Genomic DNA, 21,063 nt, shown 5'->3' on the forward strand with positions numbered 1-21,063 from the left:
CCCGCACCATGCACCCGGCCGCCGATCCGACGCACTACGACTTCAGTGGGATCACCTCCCTCGGCCGGCAGGTCTCGCCCGGTGTGGGTTCCGGGTCCGGCGCCGGACCGCAGGTGCCCGCTCCCGCGAGCAGCGGGGCGGCGGGTTCGCGATCCGCGGGTTCGCGATCCGCGGGTGCGGAGGCGGCGGGTTCGCGATCCGCGGGTTCCGAGCGGGTGGGTTCCGGGTTGGCTGGTTCGGGGTCCGCGGGTGCCGGGGTGGCGGGTTCCGGTTTGGGGAACCGGGCCGGCCGGTCCGTGCACCATGTCGAGCATGTCATGGGGACCGTGGTCAGCATCGACATCGCCGACGATCTGCCCGCGTCCACGCTCACCGCGATGATCGAGGACGTGTGCGGGTGGCTGCACGAGGTCGACCGCCGCTTCAGCACGTACCGTGACGACAGCGAGGTGAGCCGCCTGCGCCGCCGAGAGATCGAGGTGGCGGACTGCTCGCCCGACCTGCGCCACGTGCTGGAGGCGTGCGCCGACCTGTGGCGGGCGACGGACGGCTACTTCGACGCGTACGCCGGGGGCCCGCTCGACCCGTCCGGCTATGTCAAGGGCTGGTCCGTGGAGGTCGCCTCCGCCCGCCTGGCGAAGGCCGGCTCGACCAACCACTGCGTGAACGCGGGCGGCGACATCCGCGCCCGGGGCCTGTCGGCCACGGGCGATCCCTGGCGCGTCGGCATCCGCCACCCCTGGGAGGCGGACAAGCTGAGCTGGGTGCTCAGTGTCACCGACGGCGCGGTGGCGACCTCGGGCACCTACGAACGCGGCCACCACGTCTTCAACCCCCGCACCGGCGGCCCGGCGAACGGGCTGCGCTCGGTCACGGTCGTGGGACCGGACCTGACACTGGCCGACGCCTACGCCACCGCGGCCCTGGCCATGGGCGAAGCGGGACTCGCCTGGCTGGCGAAACTCGTCCCCGACGGCTACGAGTCGGCCGCAGTGACCGACGACGGCCGAGCGTTCAGCTCCGCCGGCCTACCCGCCGCTGTCTGACCCGTGCCCTGACCTGGCCCCGCCCTGGCCCTCGCCCCGCCCCTAGGCCTCGCCCGCCCGGGCCTCCCTGGCCCAGCGCCCCGCCCTGGCCCGCTCCCGTCCTGGCCGTGGCCCTGGCGCTGGCCCCGGCCCTCGCCCGCCCTGGCCCCGGCCTCGCCCGCCCTGGCCCGCCTGGCCCGGTCCCGGCCCGGTCCCGTCCTCGCCGTGGCCCTGGCGCTGGCCTCGGCCCCGGTCCCGGTCCTGGCCTCGGCCCCGGCCTCGGCCCCGGCCCCGGCCCTAGGCTGCCTCCTCCCACCGCTCCTTGTCCCGACCTGCCACCGGACGGCCTCCTCGGCTCGCCCGGCGTCTCACCGCACCGTCCGTCCGGCCCACCGCCCTCCATGCGCTGCACCGGCCACTCCCGGCGGCCTCTCTGCGCTTCCCTCCCGGCTTCTCGTCAGAAGTCGGCGAACACGTACGGCATCTTCCGCGGGAACAGCGCGCTCAGCGCCTCCACCGCCGGCGCCTCGACCCGGCCGAATCCGCGGGTCATGACCTCGACCGGGTCGAGGACCCCGTATGCCAGCGCCGAGATGCCGGGGCACGTCAAGGTGGCCTCCGGCTCGTCCTTGGTCTCCTCGACGTTCAGCGTTCCGGCCTCGCCGCTGATGCGGTAGCGGCCCGCGAGCAGCTCGTCGTCGACGACCTCGACGGTCACGCCGCGGTCGGCGCCGGCACTCAGCCCGTTCAGGGCGTCGATCGACAGCAGCCGCACCATGGGGCCGCATTTGCCGGGAAAGTACACCCGGCCCTCGGTCCGCACGGCGAGGTCTGTGTCCCACAGCTCCGGAATCTCGTCCACGCCGACGGTGAGCACGATCTGCGTCACCTGGTCCACATGCCGGGCGAGGAACTGCAGCAGCAGGGCGCGCCCCAGCGGCCCCGTGGTGAGCAGGTCGTCTCCGACCAGATCGCCGCCGTACTGGTCGATCCGGTACGTCACGGCGCCCACCACCTCGCCGTCGACGCGCGCGATCGCCACCCACCGCGGCGGACTATCACGGAACTCGGCGGTGCGCGTGTCGTCGTACACGGAGAAGCCGTGCCTTTCCCGCAGCAGCCGCAGCGTCAAGGCGGTGTACTCGTCGAAGCCCTCGGAGAGCCGGAGCCGCTCGACCTCGCCGGGCAGATCGGCGCGGAGCAGGTGCGACAGCCCCTCCGGCGCGAAGGTGGCGGTCCGCACCCGCGGCACACCCACGTAGCCGAGCCTGCCGTAGAACGACGGCCGGAAGGGATAGAGCGCACTGACGGCGCAACCCTGCTCACGCATCTGACCCATGAGCCTCACCATGAGCTGCCGCACGAACCCCCGGCGGCGCGCGGACGGATGCGTCGAGACGGACGCGACCCCGGCCATGTCGTGCACGACGCCGCGTACGTTCTGCCGCATCGGGAACGCCGCGGCGCCGGCCAGGGTCTGCCCGCCCTCCTCGGCGATGAGGCTGGTGGCGGTGCGGTAGTAGGCCATGCGCCGGGCGTAGGTCTCCCGCTCGGCGTCGTCCCAGGGCGAGGAACCGAACGCGTACGCCTGCAGGGGGAACATGGTGCCGGTGCGCTCGTCGGCCGTGATCTGTCGGATCTCCATGGCCCCTATCCAACCCGGGACGGGCGTACGGGCGCTCGCCGGTTTCGCAGCCTGTGGACAACTCGCGGGCCGCAAGGTTCACGCCGTCCCGTTGCCACCGCGTGACCTGCGGGTCTGCCGGCCCGCGACGCGCCGGGGGACCCCGGTTTGGCAAGGCCCGGGAGGACCGGCTAATGTTTCATCCGTCGCCGGGGGAACCCGGAAGGACAAGCGGACGTAGCGCAGCTGGTAGCGCATCACCTTGCCAAGGTGAGGGTCGCGGGTTCGAATCCCGTCGTCCGCTCGGAGAGGCCGCCACAGGTAACGTGCGGGGCCGGCTCGGTGGAGTGGCCGAGAGGCGAGGCAACGGCCTGCAAAGCCGTGTACACGGGTTCAAATCCCGTCTCCACCTCGGCATTTGATCGAGGGCGATTGGCGCAGCGGGAGCGCGCTTCCTTGACACGGAAGAGGTCACTGGTTCGATCCCAGTATCGCCCACCACGCAACACAGCAGGTCAGAACGGGTTTCGCCCCTCAGGGACGAAGCCCGTTTCTCGTTGAGAGAGGCCGCTGGGAGAAATTTGGGAGAGAATCTTGGCACTCTCACCTGGCACCTTCCACCAGGAGCTGGTCGAGGACCGCCACCGGTGATCTCGGGCAGAGCTCTCGTCGAGCCTGCAGGGCGGCCTCCCATACGGTCGTCAGCCCGTCGAGGAGCCGCTGGATCATCTCCGGCGTCACGTGTGAATACAGCGCCTGCACCGACCCATCCTCATGGCCCATTTGCGCATCCATCAGCGTGGCCGGGGTGCCAAGCTCGATCATCAGCGTCTTGTACGTGTGACGAAGCCGGTGCGGTGTCAACCCGGCCGCGATCGGTGTCCAGCAGACATCAGCCTTGGCCGCCGCCCCGCGTCCCCGGACCGGAATGCCAGGCCACGGGTCGGCGAGGATCGGCACCGGACTGACCGGCCGGGGAGCCTTGGCGGGATATCTGCCGGTGCCGCCGGCTGGAACAGCCAGGTCGCGAAGCCGTTGCGCCGCCAGTGTGCGGCAAGCTGTCCAGCGGGTCGACCACGCACATAGCCGAGCTCCTCCGCAGCGGCCAGCACCCGCGCCGCCGTTGCCTCCGCCACTACCGGCTTGCCGCTGAGCACCGCCGAGGCAGTACCGACCGTGACCTCCGCACGGCGTGCGACATCGACCAGCCGCGGTCCGATAGGTGCCACCTTGCGCTTGGTCGCGCGGTGTCCGCGGAACACGTAGCGCAGGCCATGGCAGGGGCAGGGCTCGGAGCGTACCCGGCCGAGATGATCGGTCAGGAGAGGACTTGGTCTAACACATGACGTTAGCGAGCGTTCTTAGTCTCCGTGAAGTCGTCCTGTGACCAGCAGGCACACGCCTAGCCTGCGAATCATGGCCACCAAGAAGCTCCGGCTCGTTGGGGCACACGAAATCCGCATGATGCTCGGCGGGATCAGCCGCCAGCGCGTGTACCAGATCACCAGCCGCCGTGACTTCCCCGAGCCGGTCGCCGAGCTGGCGATGGGCAACGTCTGGCGCACCGAGGACGTCGAAGCCTGGATCGCGTCCCGCCCATCCCGCAGCGGCGTCAACGACTAACCGCCACCCCCACCTTCAGTCGACAAGCCGAAGGTTTCCGCACACCGCCGGCCTGATGACCGTTAGCGTCGCGGGGTGTTCAGGCCACCGGTCGAGCCGATGCGAGCGGTGAGCATCACCGAATTCCCCGAACCCGCGATGTGCCGCGGCGGATGCGCCTACGAACCGAAGTTCGACGGCTTCCTTTACTGAACTTGTCAGTCGCTCGGCTGGGATGGTCAGCATCTGTCCATCAGGGCTGACCACCGCCTCGCACACGAGCGGACGTGGCCGGCCAGAGTCACACAGAGGAGTGTCTCGTTATTCGGACCGCCACAGTTCCCACTCCGCCGTGATCAGTCTGCCGGCGTGGACGCCGCTCGTAGTCCCCCTGAAGAAGGCCATGTCCGGGAGAATGCTCGGGTCGGTGATGTCCCAGAAGTTGGGCGGATCGGAGAGGCTCATCCGTGCGGTCGTCTCGTCGGTGACGGTCACGTCGCCGGTGCGCGCGCCCGTGGGGGGATCGGCGCACTCGCCGCGTCGACCCCGGTAGACGTACGAGTCGCGCCGGGAGACCTGACCAGCCGTGGCGGGAACCACCAACGGCACGCGCATGCGGAACACGCCGCCGGCCCCGTCGATAACCACCCGCAAGGTTTTGTCGGTGGTGCTCGTGCTGCCGGTCGACACGGCGTTGCTCGTGCGGCGGCGCACCGCGGTGCACCCGGTGATACGCGCAAAGGACCACCGGTCGTCCTGCACCGTGTGCGTGGCGGCGCTTGAAATTGAGGTGTTCAGCCTGGTGGTGTCGCCGTCGTTCGATGCCACCCCGGTGACCTGGATGACGCTGGACCAGTCGTCCTGGGTCACCGTCATGTCGTTGCGGTAGGACTTGGCCCCGGGCAGCGAGCGGTGGCGGGCCTTCGTCGCATGGTGGCGCAGCACGACGTAACCGTTCCACTGCGCTGATCGCGCAGCGCGGTGAGGACGGCCGATGTGCTCGTGGTGGGTCACGTGCAGCACCACGCTGACCTGCTTGGGGAACAGCATGCTGAAGGACTTCAGGGTGTAGTCGAAGGCCGCCGCCGGGCCGCCGCTCAGCACCGCGGTCAGGAGGGTGCTGAGATCCGGAGTCGCCGGACGGAACAGCCGGGCGGTGATCGTGACGTCGTCCGTCACCTCCGTGCCGGGATGGCCTTCAGCGACTTCCTCGACCAGCTCGAACTGCCGGGTTACGGCAGCCGTGTGGTCATTCTCGGCGATGAGTTGATCAGTGAACAACAGGCCCGCCGTGCCGACTCCAGGCCCATGCCAGCGCACCACATCAGGGCCACTGATCCGCCACTCCACCTGCCACTTCGCCAACTCCGCCGCCACGTCGCGGGTCGTAGTCGGATACGGCATGCCAACCATCTTGAGGCAGTCGCTCCACGGCTGAGGAACATTGCTGTGGCCGGCCGCGGCCCACTGGTCGTCGGGAATCCCGAAAGTGACCTTGACCGCGGTGTTCAGCACCCCTCCCGGCTGCGGGCGGTGGATCGGGTTGTCGCTCAGCACCTCGGCGCTCGCGTGGGCCAGCCGGTAGGTCTGCGCCAGCTCGATCATCTTGGTGAGCCGGTTGGCCTCTCCTAGCCGTTTGACGATGGTGCCGGATGCAGTCGCCGCATCGTCGGCGATGTACTTCACGTATCGCTTCGCGAGCTGCTGCACGGCAGGCTTGGCGGCCTTCGGCACCGACCCCCTGATGTCGTTCGCCAGGCCGCCGGGCACCGGCGGCACCATCCGTTCGAGGTCCTCGGCCAGGGTGTCACACGGACCGGGAACCGTTCGCGCGTCGTGCTGTTCCGGTGTCGACACAGGCGACTTGGCGGCCCCGAGATCGAAGGCGATGGCAGCGGTCTGCGCCAACCCGGCATGCAGCAGGGTGAGGTCCAGGAAGCCGAGTCTCAGCTCGCTGGGATCGTAGCCGCCCCAGGAGACATTGAGGCGTGGGTTCTGCCGCTGGGCCAGCGCGTTCAGCGCGAAAATGGCATTCGAGCCGGGCAGATCGGGGCGGGACCGGGCGACCGCCAGCCAGGCGGCCAAGAAGTCCCGCAGGCGGGTGCCGGAAGTAGCGCGCGGGGACCGGGTGGTCGGCATCAGGAAGGCGGCGTACTCGGCCAGCGTCTGCCGGGAGCTGACCGACCGGGTACGCACTTCGTCGACCATCGCGTCCACCCCGGCGGTGACCACGTACCGCACGGCACGCGGGCGCAGCGGCACCCGGGCCGGGCTCGACACGGTCTTGACCCCGGCCGCGGCGAGTAGCTTCGCCACCGCCCGCCGGGCCTGGGCCAGATCCGTGCTGTTGGACGCCGCCGTGTCGACCAGATTTGCCATGTACCGCTCGGCCGGCGACGTAGCACCGGTCGCTGATTCGCCGGCCCTAACCGGACCGGCGACCGGGCCGACGAACGACGACATGACGACGGCCAAAACCAGCGATGCTCGGAGCCCAAATGACCTCATAGCGTGAGATTAAGGCGGAATAGGGCAGTCCGGATCGGGATTGCTGGACCAAGCCCCGATAGGCACGCGCGCGACCGAAACCAGTCCACCTTCCGGACCAGGAGAGATCAACGACTCTTCCTGAGCTGGCTTAGTTCAGTCAACATGGAGCAGCCTCGCCTTCATCCGCAACTCGGGCATCTACCTGCAAAGTCGCCAGGCCAAGGACCTCACTGCGTACTTCCCGGACATCGCCGCTGCGCTGGAATCTTCCGTCGCGCCTGGCACGGTGCTCGACGGCGAACTGATCGTCTTCGACACCGCGACAGGTCGGACATCGTTCCGGCTCACCCTGGCGACTCTGCAACAGCACCACCTCGACACCTGGGCAGCCGGGAACCCGACGCTGCGGGCACGAAGCATTCCGTTCATCCGCTGGGCCGTCGCCCGGAACCTGACCGCGGCGCTCACCATCGACCATCCGCCCACCCGGCCGCCCAGCAACTTCCAGGTCGACCAGGTGCACCACGACGAGCTACGCCGCTGCCTGACCGACACGTCGCTGCCGCTGCAGATCCGCATCGCGGGTGCCCTGACCCGGCTCTACGCCCTCCCGCTCACCCGGATCGTCGAGCTCACCGTCAGCCAGTTCCACCGCGACGACGAGAACGCCTACCTGACCATCAATCTTCAGCCCGTGGTGCTGCCACCGTCGTTGGCCCAGCTCATCGAAACCCACATCCACACCGCAGCAGCCGCGCCCCACCACCGGGCGGGTAGCGCGAACCACTACCTCCTGCCCGGTCAAAGCCCAGGCCAGCCGCGAAACCCCGCCGGGCTGGCCGACGCCATGCGACGCTTCGACCTGCCCGCTCGCGCAGCGCGGAACACCGCCATGATGCAAGCCCTGGCAGACCTGCCACCCATCGTCATCGCGGACCTGTTCGGCATGAATCCCGGCACAGTCCACCGATGGGCTCAATTCGCCGGCAACAGCTGGGATGACTACCTCGCAGCCCAGCCCTGACACGCTTAGTGCAGCTTACGCTGAATCACGAATGCGCGGATCTGCCGAGTTGAGTGCGTCCGGCGGGTGACACTTCCGCCGTTTCAGTCGTAAAAGAACAGCACAAGATCTTCTACTGACCCTGGTCCAGTCAGAAAACCTTCCGCCTTGGCAACTGCCCGCTCCTGTGGCACTTCGCCGGCCAGGAGCTGCTTCATCCAGATCTCGCCCTGCTCGCCGACCGCGTAGAGAGCGGACAGCATCTCCGCCATGCCTGCGGGACGCTCGGGACATTGTCCGACGACGGGCCGAAGCGTCCACCCGCCTGCCCGGGCGGCTAACCGCACCACACCCGCCCAGTTGGCGATCCGGCCCAGACGCACATGCCACGAGTCCTGGGTGAACGGCGCCATCCGTCCTCCGTGCAACGGGTTGGTAGCAGATGCAATGTCCGCCAGTACCTGCCGTTCCACAGCGTCACGAATCCAGCGCCCCTCCTGAGCGTCTTCGATCGCGGCCGTGTACCACTGCCATACGGAGTCGAGCCAGTCCATAACGCATAGGCTCCCATGCGCCGCCATTAGCCGGCAGGCGGGTCAAGCGCCTTCCCCGGACCGAAGGATTCCCGAACTCAGGCGCTCATCAGCATGCTCTTTTGCCGCAGAGGACGCGCGCTGGGTCCGTCGCTGCCCGCACCCGGTGCGCTGGCCTACACGCACCGTAGTCACCCTTGATGAGGCAGCGACTTCGCCCGCAGCGACGTTGCATGGAGCGGGGGTAAACGGCAAGCTCACCGACATCAGTCATGCGAGCGCAGGGGAAGCAGTGAATACCGCAGGTCTCGAATACCGTCCCTTCACCAGCAACGCCGGACCACGGTCGAAGCCATCATCGCCGGCGTGACCGGCTCCATCGAGGACCCCCGCACCCTGTTGCTCGGCCGCCTCGACGACCGCAGTCGACTGCGCTACATCGCTCACACCACTCCGCTCCGGCTCAGCCAGCGCCAGGAAGCCGCCCGGCTCCTGATCCCGGCTGCCGAGAACCACCCCTGGCCACACCCGCTGCCTCCCAGCTGGCTGGGCCAGCTCGACCAGCGCGAAGCGCAGCAATACATCCAGGTGCAACCGCTGCTCGTGGCCGAGATCGAACTCGACCAGGCCTACGAACACGGCCGATTCCGCCACGCCGTGCGGCACCTAAGCTTCCGCGCCGACCTCCGCCCGATCGACGTCGAGCCCTGGCGCCCACAGCCACCGACCTAAGACAGACCTGGGTCCAACGTTCAAGGGCTAGCGGAGGAGCTGATCAAGGTACTCCTGCGCAGGACCGAAAAGCGGGTAAGGGACATCGTTCGGCCGGTGTCAGGGTGGACCCGTTCGCCCAGGCTTCGGACGGCGCGTACGGCAAGTCCGGTTTCCTCGAAAGTCTCTCGGACCGCAGCTGAGTCGCCGGACTCGCCGGGTTCCACCTTGCCGGCAGCGAACTGCCACGAGAGCCGGCCTTCCGCTATCCGCCTGCGGACGAGCAAGACTCGACCATCGGCAACGATGATGGCCGCGGCGACAGGAGTGCCGTCGTCGTTCGTCTACTCGCCGAACTCTTCGGCCGCCACCCGTTCCATTTCCTCGCGTTCCTCCGGCGAGAGCTCGGCGCGCCACCGGGTCAAGGCCTCGGTCGCTGAGGTCAGCTGCGCGGCATAGGCTGAGCTGGCACCGACAGTCCGTAGGCTGGTCCGCCCGGCCAGCAGCTCCTGCGCCATCTCTTGCAGGTCCGGCCCGCCGGCGCCCTTGCTCAGTCGTTCCCAGCCTTCTTTGATCGCCTTGGCTACCTTCGGGTTACCGGCCATCCGGTGCAGCTCGTCATCGATCGGATCGCTGGTCATCGCTCACGCTCCCGGCGCTGCGTATGGGGCTGCCGGCAATGGGACGGCCGACAGGTCGCCGCCCTGGCCCGCCACGGTCATCCCGCCGCCGAACGCGGCAAGGATGACCGTTCCGCCAGTGTTGATGATCATCGACGCCTTGTTGATCAGTTCGAGGAGTTCGATGGCCTGCCAGACGCAGCGCAGCGGCTGGCTCGAGCGGCGGTTGGCCTCACGTCGCGATGTCGACCGGACGAAGGTGCGTGCCGGTGTCGCTGAACTTCGCTCGTGGCCACCAGCGTGATGGAGCAACGCGCGAGGAGCATGGAGATGTCGTACGCAGCCAGGTCCGCCTGGAATCCATCCCGGCCGGCGGATCTCGCCGCATCCGCACATCGGTAGAGTCGCTGGTTCTGCTCCGTCGCTAGCTGCTATGTACTGGAGGCCGTGTAGGCGGCGGGGAGGTAGTGGGGGGTGCCGGTCGAGGTTCTTGCGTGCCCGGTCGTAGCGCATGGTGGTCTTGGGATCGGCGTGGCGGGCGGCGATCTGGACGCCGCGGAGGCTGACGCCGGCGTCGAGCATGGTGCTCACGAAGGTGTGGCGCAGCAAGTGCGGGTGCATCCTCGGCATCCGAATACCGGCGCTGGCGGCGAGGTGCTTGAGCCGGCGGGTCGCGGCGCGCCGATCCATCCTGGCACCAGTGGTGTTGCGCAGGATTGGCCCGCTGCCGCGTTCGCCGATGGCCCGGTCGACGGCTCGGGCCACCGCGGGTGGTAACGGGACCAGGACGACCTTGCCACCCTTGCCGTGCACGCACGGCACCCGATGGCCGTGTTCCTCACTGAGGTCGCCGACGCTGGCACCGCAAGCCCTCGAAGATCCGCAAGTCGAGCAGACCCAACAGCGCGATCACCGCGAAGTCGTTCGGGTTGATGGACTGCCGAGCGGCGGTGATCAGCGCCTCGAACTGCAGGTGTCCCAGACCAAGGGTCGGAGATTCAGCCGGCACAGTAGGCCGGCGGACGTAGTCGGCTGGGGATTGTTCGAGGATCGCGTCGATGACGCAGACCCGGTAGAAGCCGACCACGACCGACAGGCGCCGGGAGACCGTCGAAGGCTGGTATCGGCGGACTTCCTGCAGCCAGCGCACGTACCGTTCGACGTCGACCCGGCACGCTGTCAGCAAGTTGAGGTCCTGATCGTTGCACCAGCGCAGGAAGACGCCCAGGTCGGAGTCGGTGTGCACGCGTGGCTGGCCACGGTAACGGCCCAGCAAAGCGGACACCACGGCCCGCACGACGAGCTGATCGGAAGAGACGACGTCGGACACGAAGGCAGGAGAGGCAGTCATACACCACCGTGCGTCACCAGCGACGATGAGCACCAGCGAGCACCGAGCGGCATGAGAGTGAGTTTGATCTTGGGAATGCTCGGCTGTGGGTAGAGGGTCGGTGTACGTTGCACCCGTGGGCGATCGCGGCAGATCCGGAATACCCTGGTCGCGGAATCAACGCCGTGCTGCGATCGACCCCCTGCTACATCGGGCCATGATAGAAATTCGGTCGCTCGCCGCCCGTCCGGAACGTTCCAGACACCCCGATGGACATCTGGCCGAAATCAGGCTCATCGCCGACGTCTGCCACAACCTTCCCGGCGGAGAACGGCCACGGCCGGCCGGCGAACACGACCCCTTGATCTGGACCTGGCAAACCGCCGACGAGTTCCAGCAGACATGGCTGCGCAACCGACTGCAGCAGGAAGGTATCGACCTCGCCTTCCTAGAGCAGGCCCCGCGCCTTCCCCGCCCGGCTACGGCACCGAACACACGCCCAACCTGGAGACGCTGGCAGCGGCCACGAGATGTCGGCGCGTTCACCGCCGCGGACTCGCCGACCTTCGCCCGGCTCATCCGCCAAGCCCATGCCGTCGAGCCACAAAGCCCCACCTACGGGCCAGCGCAGACGGCTTTCATCGACTGGTTCCTCGAACACCTGCATCCAGAGGCATGCCACATTCTTCGTCCCAGTCGTCCGGACGAAACACAGTTCCGTCCGGACGGACCCGGCGATCTACGCCAGTACCGAGCGCTGGTCACAATGTGCGACGACGCGCTCATCGTCGACCATCCCCGACTGCGCGCTTCCCAGGTCGCGGCACTCCCCACCAATCTGCACCTTTGGCGTCGACTGCAACTGGCCGCCGTGCCACGACGCAGCCAAGAACGCGACGTGGGGCTATGGGCCCGCGACCACCGCAACGCCCGCCCACACTGCTGTGACTTGGGCGTCGACAACCCATCCCGGCCGGCATGACGGCACCTCTGTCAACAGTTACGCAACGTGGTGACCGCACGGCAGAAGAGCGCGCTGCGTGCCCATGCCTCAAAGATGCGGGTCGGCGAAAATCCAGGTCTCCCACTCCTCGGTGCTCACCCCGGAACTTGCATTGCCATCTAGTGACAACGCGACGAAGCCGTTTACGTGCTCGGGCAATCCAATGGCGCTGGCACGTGGCAGCTGATCTCTCACTCGAGCCCGGAGCCACGGCAAGCTCCCTCCTCCTTCAACGGAGAGCAACACCGTGCCGGACGATCCAAGCGTGCCGTTACGTGCGCTGAGGTCGGACCATGCGCGGTCCACCTGGCGATCATGGTCGGCGGCGTCGTCACGGATCCGCATCGCCGGAGTGGTGGAGGCTAATATGAGTGGCCTCCATACCGCCATCGGTGACGGCAGATGGGGTAAATCCACGAAGTCCTCGATGACAAAACCCGCCGCGGACACCGCGGCCCGCACGCTAACCGGGTCGACCATGCTCGTATCTCCCAACAGCCACCAAGAGGTTGACAGCTCCCTCCGGTGGTAACGATGCCGAATCGTTCATCTTCCGAACACCAACCCGCCAGGATAAGGGCGGTGTCACGCACTCGACTCGGCATGTGCGGACATGCGTCGCTCGCCGCAGGACTACGGAGCGCCACCGCCGCCCGTCGGTCAACCGAGCGGTGTCACGAAGGTCCTGAGACCGATTCGTCACGCAGGTCATGGGACTCGGCAGGAACCCGACGCGGCTTTCGTGAGAACTTTCCATACGTCTTCAAGGCGCGGCCGGGGCCGGCGAACACGACGAAGCCCCGGGACTCCACTGTCCGTGAAATTTGGGGCTTTCCAGGGCGCTCCGAGGTCTACCAGTCACGCCACTCGTCGGTAAGCTCCGACCTGTCCATGCCGCGCCGGGCCGTGAGTTCATCGACGTCTACGCCTGCATCAGCCAGCGCAGCGTCGATGTACTCGCACAACTCTTCGCGGGTACTCGTCTCGATCTCGCCGGAGTCGGCAGCGTTAAGCGCCGACACGAACCCTTCAACCGCCGCCCACGCCGCCTCATCGTCGCCCGGTTCAAGACCAGCGATCTCCTCCTCAAAGCGCGCGAACGCCGCATCGACCCGAGCAACGAAATCGGCGGGGAAGCAGCTGAGCGCGTAAGCAGCCTCCCGGGGCAAGTTTCCGGCCGCGACGGCTGCTTCTTGCTCCGCCGCCTCACGCCGCCACCGATATGTCAGCCGTCCGGTCATGGGCGTCAGGCTAGAACGAGCGAATCGCGCTTTCCAAAGGCATGCCTCCGGCGGGCAGGATCTCCGACCCGGCACCCGGAGCCAGCCCCCGGCGGCCAGGGCTACCCGCCTGGACCCGGGCGGCTCTGGGATGCCAAAGCCCGGCGGGTATCCATCGCACACCGAGAGGCAGCCGGACCGCGCCCGCCTGGTCCAGGTCGGTCAGACAGTAGGGTGCTCCACCTGGACCAGGCGGGCGCGGCCCGGCCGGGCGATGCCTGCGCGACGGGATGCCCGCACAGATGGACGCTGGTCCTCTGGAGAATTCTTGGAGACGATCTTGAAAAGCTCCCCGAACACCGCAGACCCAGTGCAACGGACGCAAGCACCCTGAGCAGGGCGCATAGAGCCTTGCCGACGTCACAGATCGATCTTGACCTAGTTGACACGGAAGAGGTCACTGGTTCGATCCCAGTATCGCCCACCAGCAAGAACAGCAGGTCAGAACGGTTCCGCCCCTCAGGGAACGGAGCCCGCTTGAGGTTGAGAGAGGCCACTAGGACCAGTTTCGGAAACGATCTTGGCGGTCTGGCCGTCCAGTCCCGGCAAGGCCGCCGCGCACTTGCGCCTTCCAACGAAAGCCAGTCGAGCACGGCGATCGTGATCGAGGCCTGAGATCCCGTCAAGGCCGCATCGCGGGCCTCCCCAGGGCTCAACCCATCGAAGAGCCCATGATCATCTCCGGGTGATGTGCGAGTACAGCGCCTGCACGAACCCATGCTCATGGCCCCTTTTTCGCGTGCATCAGGTAGCCGGCGTGCCGAGCTCGATCATCAGCCTCTCGTATGCGTGACGGAGCCCTTGTGGTGTCAACCGGCAGCGATCGGGATAGAGAACGGAACAAGCAGTCCGGCATGCCGACCTCGCACGTAGCCGAGGTCTGGCAACACCGCCTCCACCCCACGACGGTTTCGTAGACCTCGTATGGTCCCTCTTCGCTCGCGCTGACAGATCAACGGGATCGGTGTGACCCTGCTAGGCGCATGTCAACGGATTGAGCGAAGGATCTCGTTCGCTGCCCCACCCGGGTCGACCATGTCTAGCACATCGAGTGCAGCTTCATAGCAGGTCTCGTCGGCGAGCGCCTCCCGAACAATTAACCAGAGCGATTCTCGGACGCGAGCGATGCACCGCTCGAGGAGCGCACCGTTTCCACGTTCGACCTCGTCCCTGACTGGAGCGCCCGACAAGATCAGATACATCAACTCAAGCACTGCAATCCGAACCCAGCGCGGCCGGGGGTCGGCCAGCGAGGCCGCCAAAACGCTGATCGCTGGCTCGGCCGCACTATAAAGATCAGCTTGAGGCACAATCTTGTCTTCGAGAGAGTCTTCGGCGGTATCAATCCGCCCCCGATCCGCCCCTAGAAGCGACATTAGAGCTTGCCCGACGTCGGCCGCCGAAACGCCCTCGAGCTTCCGGTAGCTGCCCCAATCAGTTGCCTCGATCAGCCGCTCAGCAAGACCGGCGGAGCCGTCATTTACCTCAGTCACCCCAGCTACCTCCGGATTCGCCACGCGTCCTAGGATCGAACAGCTGACGGGGGTACCTTTCTTGGCACCTCGGGCACACAGTGTGCGGGCGCCATTCTAGCTGTCCCGTGTCTTTATTCCTTCGCCAAGCGTACGGCTGGGTCATCTTAGCGCCCGGCATGCGGTCCTGAATGATGTCTTCGGCATGATTTCTGGGACCGCGGGGGCCATTACCTGTGCCCATCACATTACCCATTTTGTCGTAGCCTCCGACGTAAACCGGCGAGTCGCGGTTCGGCTTGCCGTTCGGCTTTCTTCCAGCCTCATCACGAGCCCGCTCAGCCTCTGCCTTAGGGTTCGGTTTTGATTCTTCCTTCGGCGCTTTTTGCTTGATCTTGGGCTTGACAGCAGGCCTGCTGGGCCGCATTTTTGGCAGCTTTTTCCCGCCGGATTTCTTCCCACCGGCTCCCTTGGCTGAGCTTTTCGGTCGGCTCGTGGGCTTAGATTTGCTGCCTTCGGGCTTGGCTCCTCGGATGACCTTCTTGGGGGGTGTGGGTGTCGATCGCTTGGCAGGGTGGTTGCGTACGTACAGCTTTTCGCTCTGCTGGCGTTGGATTTCGGTGCGGACTGCCCTCGGAGTACGGGTCTTGCCAGGTTTGACTTTGCTGGTTGCGCCACCATTGTTGGTGCCCCGACCACCGCCGGTGATGCTGGAGCCTCCGGCGCCGCGACCACCGCCGACGGCACCGCCGCGACCACCGCCGCCGCCGAATCGGATTCCGCCTCCGCCGTTCTTGGGGTCGAACGCGAGTCCCTCGGGGTCGGAGAAGCTGATCGGGTTGTTGTTGGCGTAGGCGTAGGGGTGCAGGGTTTGCGGGTCGCCGGGGTCTACCAGGGGGTCGACGGAGATGAACCGGCCGGTGGTGGGGTCGTATTCGCGGGCGCCGAGGTGGGTCAGGCCGGTGGGGTCGGCGGTGCCGCCGACGAAGCCTTTGCGGTCCGGCCAGCTCGGCACCGCGCCGCGGGGTTCGCCGAACGGGGTGGTCCGGCGGCGGGTGGCGGCCATCGTGGCGGCGTCGATGGCGAGTTGTCCGGTGCCGTGGTGGTCGGTGACCATCCAGGTCAGGCCGTCCGCGGAGGTGCGGACGGCGTCGCCGTAGTAGCGGGTGCCGGTGGCTTTGCCGGTGTTGTCGACGCGGATTTCGCTGTGGCCCAGTTCGAGCGTGGTCGCGGTCGGGTCGGTGGCGATGAGCCGGGTGCCGTTGGCGTCGTACACGTAGTGATGGGTTCCGCTGGCGGCGGTGGCGACGCTGTAGAGCAGGCCTTCGGCGTCGAAGGTGAACGTGTCGGTGCCGGCGGGCGCGGTGCGGGTCTTGAGGTATCCGGAGGGGTCGTAGGTGTAGGAGGTGGCGGGGCCGCCGCCGCGGGTCTCGCGGCGGGTGAGGGTGTGCGGCTGCGCGCTTCCCGGGGCCGGGGTGGTGTAGTCGCGGATGGTGGCGCCGGCCGGGGTGTGGCTGGTGTCGGTCTTGCGGTTGCCGACCAGGTCGTAGGTGAACGACTGCCAGTACGGGTCCGGGCCACCGACCGCAGCCTGGCTGGGACTGCTCTGGCAGGTGGCCGCGGTGGTGGTCCACGCCTCGGTGAGGCGGCGCAGGTAGTCCTGTTGGAAACACTGGTTGCTGATGGTGGTGCCCGCGGCCAGGCTGACTTCCCTGATGCTGGTGATGTTGCCGTCGGGGTCGTAGGTGTAGCGCTCGGTGAGTTTCTCGTCGAACGTGTCGGCGGTGCCGGCGCGTTCGGTGGAGACCTGCGCCTTGGTGCGGCGCAGGGTGGAGTCTTCGTACTCGTCGGTGAGGCGGACGCGTTTGCCGCCGCTGCCGAGCAGGCGCTGGGTCGTGCCGCCGTGCCAGGCGTAGGTGGCCGACGCCAGGTAGGTGTCGGTGCCGGCCAGGGTGGCGAGGTCACCGGCGTCGGTGTAGGTGGGGGTGACGGTCTCGGCGGGCAGGTCCGCAACCGCCGGGTACTTCATCGAGGCCGTAGAGCCGTCCGGGTGGTAGGTGTAGCCGGTGGTGTAGGTGCCGGTGATGCCGCGGTGCCCGTCCGGGATGGTGACGGTGGTGCCGGTCGGGGCGTACAGGTCGGTGTAGCCGGTGATCGCCTGGGTGTACTGCTTGCCGTCGAGGTGGCGCACGGCCGAGCTGAGCTCGCCCTTGGCGAGGGTGTCGTAGGTCCAGGTGGCGCGTAGGTTGCCGGTGGCGTGGGCGTCGCGCAGCTCGGTCACGCGGCCGAGCGCGTCGTACTTGCGCCACAGCTTCTTGCCGCGCCCGTCGGTGGTGGTGGTCAGCTGGTCGGCGTCGTCGTAGTCGTTGACCAGCGTGCCGGCGTCGGGGTCGGTGCCGCCGGTCAGCCGGCCGCGCAGGTCGTAGCTGCGGGTCCAGGTGTTGCCGGCCGGGTCGGTGATGGAGGTCAGTTGGCCGAGCCGGTCGTAGTCGTAGCTCGTCGCGTCGACCGGGTCCTGCGCGCCGGGTCCGCGGTGTTGCTGCAGCTTGGTGACGTCGCCGGTGACGTCGAGGTAGGTGGTGGTCTTGGTGCCGCCGGCCGGCGGGGTGACGGTGACCCGGTCACCGGCGTACGTCGTCGTGGTGGCCCACTTCTTGCTGTTGCGTGACCACAGGGCGGTCTCGGTCGGCCGTTCCAGGGCGTCGTAGGTGGAGCGTTCCTGAATGTCCACCGCGGCGTCGTCGAACGTCGCCAGGGTGCCGGTCGGCCCGGACGCGTCGTTGTAGAACGCGGTCTCGGCGCTGACCAGCCCCCGCGCGTCGTAGCGCACATCGGAGATCACCCGCTTGCCGTCCGGTGCGGTGCTCTGCTGCTGGCGCGGACGTTCCAGACCGTCATAGATCTCGTACGAGCTGATCTGGTTGCCCTTCGGGCCGAGCTCGCGGGTACGGGTGTGGCTGGGCGCGGTGGTGCCGTTGACCGTGTAGTCGTACTGGGTGTGCGGAGTCTGGGCGGTGGTCCGCCCGGGCAGCCACAGCTTGGTCAGCCGGCCGAGCGGGTCGTAGGCGGCGGTGGTGACCTTGCCGTTGGCGTCCGTCTCGGTCAGCGTCTCGCCGCGGATGTCGAACGTCGACGTCGTGGTGTGTCCCGCCGGGTTCTTCTCCGTCTCCGCGGTCACCGGGCCGCCGGCAGCCGGGGTGTAGGCCGTGGTGCTGGTCCGACCGAGGGCGTCGGTCTCGGTCAGCACCCGGCCGTACGCGTCGTAGGTGGCGCTGCCACTGGTGACCCACTTCGCCGTGCCGCCGGAATAGGAAGCCAGGTCGTCGGTACGGGTGTCCAGCCCGCGGGTCGGCGCGGCGCCGAGCGTGGTGGAGCCGTCGTAGTAGGTGCGCTCACCGGCCAGCACATCCGACGGCCCGGGGGTCTCGGCGCAGTTGGTGACCAGCTCTTCCGCCGGGAAGTCGATCAGCCACGCGGCCGGGTTGGGGTTACGTGCGTAGGTGGTCGTCGTGCAGGTGTCGTCGTCGGACGTACCGATCAGACCCCGGTCGATCTCCTTGGTGACCTGGCCGTAGGCCGGGTCGTGGACGAACTCGACCTCGCGTTCACGCCAGGTACCCGACGCGGGCAGGAACTCGAACGTCTCCTCCTTGGCAACCTCGGCGAAGTACGAGCGGGTCGTGGTGGGCTGAGCATGCGCGCCCGCCTCGACGCGCTGCCCGGTTTGGCTCTCCCACGGGTGGAAGCGGTACTTGTACAGCGGGGTGTCGCCGTCGTAGTCGATCTGTTCGAGCAGGTGACCGGCCCGGTAGCCGAAGTCCGTCCACTCGGCACCGTGCGAGTCGGTGATCGACGCGGTCCGGGCCGTCTCCCCCGCATCGGTGCGGTCGCCGTGCATGCCCCGGAAGTACCGGTACTCCGACCGCGTCCGCGTCCCGCCGGCCACGCCGGTGGTGACCGTGACGTTGGAATAGCCGCGCCAGTCCGACCACGTCCGCAGCGGCAGCGACAGCCCCCACTTGTCACCGTCGTTGTGATGCCACAGCACACTCGTGTCGGAGCCGGCGGTGCTGTACCCGTACGTGTGCACCACGTCCGGTGAACCACCGACCAGGTCGCGTTCGGTCACACTCGCGACGCGGTACTTGTTCCACCACGACCACCCGGATGCCGAACCCGGCGGGGCGTAATACTGCGGGAAACACCGCATGGAATTGTTGTCCGGATTCGGCAGCGCCGTGGGCGAGCAGTTCGAATCCCCGTACGCGATCTGCAACTCGCCACCGGTCTCCGAGGTGATCCGGGTGAGCCGGTACTTGTTCGACGTCGGTACGTCCGCGGCGGTGTTGAAGTCGGTACGGTTCGGCTTGCGGGTACCCCCGAAGTCCACCTTCGGCAGGGTCTGACTGCCACCGGTACGGCCAGTACGGGTGATCGTCGCCAGCCACAACGACGGGTCGGTGTTGTCGTTCGTCGCCGGGAACTGGTGCGTCAACACCCACTCGTCGACCGGCGTGTACGCGCCTGCCACCAGCACCGACGTGGTCACCTTCGCCAGGCGCTTGGCGGTCCAGAACGACGGCGCCGGGTTGTTGGTGCACGGCGCCGCATTGCACTGCAGATCCCACGGCGTGTCCGGCCAGTTCGCCGCGACCGGCGTACTGCCGTTCCAACAGGTCGCCAGGCACCGGTCCCCGACGGTGAAGTCGACCTTCATCGGCGCCTTCGCGCTCGTCTCGGTGCCCGCGCGGCTGCCGTACTCGATACGCTCCAGCCAGCCACCGCGGTCGTAGGCCGCCACCGTGGAGGTGCCCGCGAGCTTCGTCCTACTGCTCTCCTTGCGGTACCAGTACGAGATCGAGTTGCCGTCCGGGTCCACGACGTAGTCGAGGTTCCAGCGCCACGCCATCGCGCAGTACGAGCCGGCGAACCCGCCGGTCTTGTAACAGGGCTCGCCGGTGCGGTTGGCGAACACCGGCACCCCGAACACCGACGAGGTGACCGGCTGGCCCTCCTGCCAGCTCGGCAACCGGCTCTTACCGAACCAGTACTGGGTGCCGTCCGGCGTGGTCAGCTTCCAATGCTCGTTGTTGTGGTACCCGGTCCCGCTGCCGCCGGTGACCAGCTCCAGGTACGAGCCGTCGTCCTCGGCCAGGCGCCACTTGCCGGTCGCATCGTCGAGCACCAGCTCGGTCGACTGGCCGCGCCAGGACAGCACCGCGTTCTGGTCCCGGTAGCACAGATCGTTGGTGGCGTTGGTGTACTGCGCCGGAGTCGCGCCGGTCACATCGTCACGGCACGCCCGGTACTGACGCTCGATGAAGCCCGGCTCGAAATCCCAGCCCTCACCGACCCAGGACGGCTGCGCGTTCTGCGCGTTGGTGCGCCCATCCACCGCACCAGAGCTGTAACTCAGCGCCAGCTCCGGCTCCAACTCACCCGGAGCCGGCGGCACCTGCAACGGGTACGACCACGCGAAGTCGCCGGACTGCTGACCGGCCGACCACGCCGCCGCCTCACTCAAGCTGCTCTTCGCGAACGTGCCCGTGTCCACACTGGCAGCCGCCGCGGTGACCGCCAGCACCACGGCCTGACCATCCTTGGCCGGCGGCACCTCCGCATCCGCCACGATCCTCGACTTCGTCACATCGTTCTTCGCCGGCACCGGCGTCGCCGACTGGCACTGCTGCTCCGTCGGCGTCTCCACCGCACAGGCCGGCAACTGCACCAGCCGCATCCGCCGCGCCCAGTCCCCACCGAACGCGTGCTGCAACGACGAATAGTCGATCTCCACCGCCGCCGGCGCGCTGACCGCCGCCTCATCGGTCCGCGACAGACGCAGCATCAACCCGGTCACCCCGGCAGCCGCCGCCTTGTCACGGCTCAGCACCTCGGAGCTCACCCGGCCGGCCGGCTCGTCGGCGCTCAGGCGCGCGGGCGGCTTGCCGGAGGGACGCGCCGCGCCCGACGACGCACGGCCGATACGGACCGGCTGCCCGGGCACCGCGACCAGACCGGACCCGAGGATCGCCACTTCAGCCGTGTCAGCAGACGGCCACTGCACCGCAGGCGGCTTCCACAGATCCACCTGGGACTCCGACACTTGAGCGTCACGCGGGGTGGCCTTACCGACCGCCACGGAGCGGTCCGGGTCGACCTCCGGAGAGGGCGTCGGCTTCGCCTGAGCCTGGCCCGCGAACGGCAACGACCCCACCAGCACCACCATCGCCACCGCGATGACCGCCCGCCGGATCCAGCGCCACAGCACCGAAAACACGCGCGACGAACCCACTTCAACGTCCATGCCCGGCCACCCTCCCCGTACGCCCAAACATCGAGCGCGCCGGATACTACGGGCCCCCTACGACAA

General features: G+C 67.9%; 17 protein-coding genes, 3 tRNA genes and 1 pseudogene. 8 read left to right on the forward strand and 13 right to left on the reverse strand.

Annotation, left to right across the window (positions count from 1 at the left end):
- Positions 1-317 precede the first annotated feature (317 nt).
- Complete coding sequence (locus tag IEY99_RS13470; RefSeq protein WP_189202963.1) at positions 318-1,046, forward strand: FAD:protein FMN transferase; 729 nt, start codon at positions 318-320, stop codon at positions 1,044-1,046.
- A gap of 436 nt (positions 1,047-1,482) precedes the next feature.
- Here IEY99_RS13470 and IEY99_RS13475 read toward each other — a convergent pair whose 3' ends face one another.
- The gene (locus tag IEY99_RS13475) at positions 1,483-2,670 is read right to left on the reverse strand and encodes a GNAT family N-acetyltransferase (protein WP_189202965.1); all 1,188 of its coding nucleotides are present in this window, start codon (positions 2,668-2,670) and stop codon (positions 1,483-1,485) included.
- Positions 2,671-2,880: 210 nt separating this feature from the next.
- On the opposite strand from IEY99_RS13475, the gene IEY99_RS13480 reads away from it, so the two are divergent.
- The 3 genes from IEY99_RS13480 to IEY99_RS13490 all read left to right on the forward strand — a co-directional run bounded on the left by IEY99_RS13480 (position 2,881) and on the right by IEY99_RS13490 (position 3,150).
- A tRNA-Gly gene (locus tag IEY99_RS13480) sits at positions 2,881-2,953 on the forward strand.
- Between the two features lie 37 nt (positions 2,954-2,990).
- Positions 2,991-3,061: transfer RNA gene (locus tag IEY99_RS13485), tRNA-Cys, on the forward strand.
- Between the two features lie 14 nt (positions 3,062-3,075).
- A tRNA-Val gene (locus tag IEY99_RS13490) sits at positions 3,076-3,150 on the forward strand.
- A gap of 102 nt (positions 3,151-3,252) precedes the next feature.
- On the opposite strand, the gene IEY99_RS35080 is transcribed toward IEY99_RS13490, so the two are convergent.
- Positions 3,253-3,609: a tyrosine-type recombinase/integrase gene (locus IEY99_RS35080; RefSeq protein WP_308427035.1), complete on the reverse strand. Its 357-nt coding sequence runs from the start codon at positions 3,607-3,609 to the stop codon at positions 3,253-3,255.
- Positions 3,510-3,911: a LacI family DNA-binding transcriptional regulator gene (locus tag IEY99_RS35085; RefSeq protein ID WP_308427036.1), complete on the reverse strand. Its 402-nt coding sequence runs from the start codon at positions 3,909-3,911 to the stop codon at positions 3,510-3,512. Before IEY99_RS35085 ends, IEY99_RS35080 begins: the two co-directional genes overlap by 100 nt.
- A gap of 154 nt (positions 3,912-4,065) precedes the next feature.
- On the opposite strand from IEY99_RS35085, the gene IEY99_RS13500 reads away from it, so the two are divergent.
- Complete coding sequence (locus IEY99_RS13500) at positions 4,066-4,272, forward strand: helix-turn-helix transcriptional regulator (protein WP_189202967.1); 207 nt, start codon at positions 4,066-4,068, stop codon at positions 4,270-4,272.
- Between the two features lie 300 nt (positions 4,273-4,572).
- On the opposite strand, the gene IEY99_RS13505 is transcribed toward IEY99_RS13500, so the two are convergent.
- Positions 4,573-6,630, reverse strand: coding sequence for a hypothetical protein (locus IEY99_RS13505; protein ID WP_189202969.1), 2,058 nt, complete (start codon positions 6,628-6,630; stop codon positions 4,573-4,575).
- Between the two features lie 307 nt (positions 6,631-6,937).
- Between IEY99_RS13505 and IEY99_RS13510 the strand changes: the two genes are divergently transcribed.
- Positions 6,938-7,765, forward strand: coding sequence for a DNA ligase-like domain-containing protein (locus tag IEY99_RS13510; protein ID WP_373293358.1), 828 nt, complete (start codon positions 6,938-6,940; stop codon positions 7,763-7,765).
- An 83-nt stretch (positions 7,766-7,848) separates the two neighbouring features.
- On the opposite strand, the gene IEY99_RS13515 is transcribed toward IEY99_RS13510, so the two are convergent.
- Positions 7,849-8,298, reverse strand: coding sequence for a hypothetical protein (locus IEY99_RS13515; protein ID WP_189202973.1), 450 nt, complete (start codon positions 8,296-8,298; stop codon positions 7,849-7,851).
- Positions 8,299-8,643: 345 nt separating this feature from the next.
- Between IEY99_RS13515 and IEY99_RS13520 the strand changes: the two genes are divergently transcribed.
- A complete protein-coding gene (locus tag IEY99_RS13520) occupies positions 8,644-9,009 on the forward strand; it encodes a hypothetical protein (RefSeq protein WP_189202975.1) in 366 nt (121 codons plus the stop codon).
- Between the two features lie 20 nt (positions 9,010-9,029).
- Here the strand turns inward: IEY99_RS13520 and IEY99_RS13525 are convergent.
- The 4 genes and pseudogenes from IEY99_RS13525 to IEY99_RS34200 all read right to left on the reverse strand — a co-directional run.
- Positions 9,030-9,302: pseudogene (locus IEY99_RS13525) on the reverse strand (NUDIX hydrolase); the annotation flags it as partial.
- Positions 9,303-9,332: 30 nt separating this feature from the next.
- Positions 9,333-9,629 carry a hypothetical protein gene (locus IEY99_RS13530; protein WP_189202977.1) on the reverse strand — a complete coding sequence of 99 codons (297 nt, stop codon included), beginning with the start codon at positions 9,627-9,629 and terminating at the stop codon, positions 9,333-9,335.
- A gap of 3 nt (positions 9,630-9,632) precedes the next feature.
- Positions 9,633-10,421: a tyrosine-type recombinase/integrase gene (locus IEY99_RS34195; protein ID WP_229798619.1), complete on the reverse strand. Its 789-nt coding sequence runs from the start codon at positions 10,419-10,421 to the stop codon at positions 9,633-9,635.
- A gap of 25 nt (positions 10,422-10,446) precedes the next feature.
- Complete coding sequence (locus tag IEY99_RS34200) at positions 10,447-10,938, reverse strand: site-specific integrase (protein ID WP_229798622.1); 492 nt, start codon at positions 10,936-10,938, stop codon at positions 10,447-10,449.
- A 217-nt stretch (positions 10,939-11,155) separates the two neighbouring features.
- Here IEY99_RS34200 and IEY99_RS13545 point away from each other — a divergent pair, with 217 nt between their 5' ends.
- Positions 11,156-11,920, forward strand: coding sequence for a hypothetical protein (locus tag IEY99_RS13545; protein ID WP_189202981.1), 765 nt, complete (start codon positions 11,156-11,158; stop codon positions 11,918-11,920).
- Positions 11,921-11,989: 69 nt separating this feature from the next.
- Here the strand turns inward: IEY99_RS13545 and IEY99_RS13550 are convergent, their stop codons facing one another.
- The 4 genes from IEY99_RS13550 to IEY99_RS13565 form a co-directional block, all read right to left on the reverse strand.
- Complete coding sequence (locus IEY99_RS13550) at positions 11,990-12,421, reverse strand: hypothetical protein (protein ID WP_189202983.1); 432 nt, start codon at positions 12,419-12,421, stop codon at positions 11,990-11,992.
- 371 nt (positions 12,422-12,792) lie between these two features.
- The gene (locus IEY99_RS13555) at positions 12,793-13,182 is read right to left on the reverse strand and encodes a hypothetical protein (protein ID WP_189202985.1); all 390 of its coding nucleotides are present in this window, start codon (positions 13,180-13,182) and stop codon (positions 12,793-12,795) included.
- A gap of 1,025 nt (positions 13,183-14,207) precedes the next feature.
- Positions 14,208-14,714: a hypothetical protein gene (locus IEY99_RS13560; RefSeq protein WP_189202987.1), complete on the reverse strand. Its 507-nt coding sequence runs from the start codon at positions 14,712-14,714 to the stop codon at positions 14,208-14,210.
- Positions 14,707-20,997: an RHS repeat-associated core domain-containing protein gene (locus tag IEY99_RS13565; RefSeq protein ID WP_189202989.1), complete on the reverse strand. Its 6,291-nt coding sequence runs from the start codon at positions 20,995-20,997 to the stop codon at positions 14,707-14,709. The genes IEY99_RS13560 and IEY99_RS13565 overlap by 8 nt, the downstream gene beginning before the upstream one ends.
- Positions 20,998-21,063: the final 66 nt, after the last annotated feature.

The sequence above is a fragment of the Couchioplanes azureus genome (assembly GCF_014648355.1).
Classification (GTDB): Bacteria; Actinomycetota; Actinomycetes; order Mycobacteriales; family Micromonosporaceae; genus Actinoplanes; species Actinoplanes azureus.